At 62.8% G+C, this 1,901-nt stretch carries 2 protein-coding genes; both read right to left on the bottom strand.

The annotated features are described in order from the left end of the window. Positions 1 to 216: 216 nt before the first annotated feature. A complete protein-coding gene (locus AC1DWI_RS21275; protein ID WP_477671116.1) occupies positions 217 to 990 on the bottom strand; it encodes an MBL fold metallo-hydrolase in 774 nt (257 codons plus the stop codon). Between the two features lie 48 nt (positions 991 to 1,038). Further along, positions 1,039 to 1,901: outer membrane protein assembly factor BamC (gene bamC / locus AC1DWI_RS21280; RefSeq protein WP_477725690.1), on the bottom strand; the 863-nt coding region annotated here is incomplete at its 5' end.

The following is a 1,901-nucleotide window of genomic DNA, read 5'->3' on the forward strand; positions in this document are numbered from 1 at the left end:
GCTCCTGCCGCTGCTGCATCCGCTCCGGCTGCTGCCGCCTCGGCACCTGCTGCTGACGCCGCTGCCGCTGCAGCCGCTGCTACGGCCGCTCCAGCCAGCGCTGCGAAGTAATTCTTCAGCGAGTCGAAAAAAGCCGCCGCGAGGCGGCTTTTTTATGGACGCTTGTTTGCCGCGATGGACGGCATGCACCCGCATTGCAGGGCCCACGACCCTTCCTCAGATATGGATCCAGCGTGTGCCGACGTCGGGCCTGGCCACAATGATGTCTTCCGCGTCCCAACCCACGGCTGCGGCCATCAGGTTTTGCACCAGCTCCGGCCGGTTGTTTTGCGCGCTGAGATGGGCTGCCACCAGGTAGCGTAGCCCCTGATGCATGACGCCGCGGGCGACATCCGCTGCGGCCGTATTGGAAAGATGCCCAAATTGGCCGCCCACCCGCCGCTTCAGGAATGCGGGATAGGACGATTGGGCCAGCATGTCGGAATCGTGGTTGCACTCCAGCATCAGGGCGTCGCAGCCCCCAAGGTTTTCCAGTACATGCGAAGTGGCATGACCGAGATCAGTGAGGATGCCCAGCTTTGCCGATCCGTCGGTACAGCTCAGTTGCAGGGGTTCCCGGGCATCGTGGGGCACCGTAAAAGGCGTCAGCTGCATGCCGCCGAGGTCAATGGCTTTACCGTCGCGCGCCTTGTGCAGCAACCCGTCAAAATCCGGTGCCCCTATGCCTGCGTGGGTGCCATGGCTCATCCAGACCGGGATCCGGTAGCGAAGCGACAGTGACCGGGCGCAACCGACGTGGTCACCGTGCTCATGGGTGATGAACACGGCGTGAATGTCTTCGGGTTGCAGGCCCGCCTCACCGAGCCTGTAGAGCAGGTGCTTGAGCCCTAGCCCGCAGTCGACAAGAACGCGAAGCGGCGTGATTCCTGACGCTTCAACCAGTGTGGCATTGCCTGAACTGCCACTGCCCAGACTTTTGAACCTCAACACACCGGTATGGAATCGTCAGTCGGGATGAACAGGGTCACGAACCGGGATTTATCGCAGATCGTCGGCAATCACCTGGATGATGCGCTGGGCATTGGCCGATGCTTCAGGGGCGCCCTGGGCATTGAGGACCGATACCGTGGTGCTTTCACCCTGGCTCTTGACGGCGATACGGTACTTCAACGGCGGCACGGCGGCTGGCGAGCCGCTGAACAGCTTGCTGAAGAAACCGGGCTCGGTTTTGTTCACGATGGGCTCGACGTAGCGCACGAAGTAGGTTCCCTGGCTGCGGTCGCGATCTTCAACCGTGAAGCCGGTGCGGTCCAGTGCCAGGCCGACGCGGCGCCATGCACGTTCAAAGCCTTCGTCGATCTGCACGACGGGCTGGCTGTTGACAGTGGCGATCCGCGAGGTCTGTTTGTCTGCACCGGCGGCCACCAGGGCCTTCGATTGCTCTTGCGTGACACCCAGCTTGACCATCAGGCGCCGCAGGAATTCGGCTTCCAGCTCCGGGTCGGCAGGGCGCGGTTGCCACATGGTGCTGTCGCCGCCGGTTTGGCCGGCTTTGACGCCGGTCAACACCTCGACCATGCCGCGGTGGCTGACATAGATTTCCGTGCCGCCATCAGGACGGCGCTCCAGCCGTGTGCGGAACTTGTCGCGTTCACCGGTGGAGTAAAGGCTGTCGAATACTTTGCCGATGGTGTTGCGGATGAAATCCTGCGGGAGCTTGGCGCGGTTTTCAGCGTAATCGGTTTCCATGATGCCGAGGTTTTCCTGGTCCTGGGACAGCAGGAAGCCGCTCTCCAGCCAGAAATCACGCACGGGCGTCCAGAGCTTGTCTGCGGGCCGGTTCACCACCAGCCAGCGCTGGCTTCCCGCGCGCTCGATGCGAACGTCGCCCACGGTCACAG

It is taken from the genome of Polaromonas sp. P3_C2 (assembly GCF_056402675.1).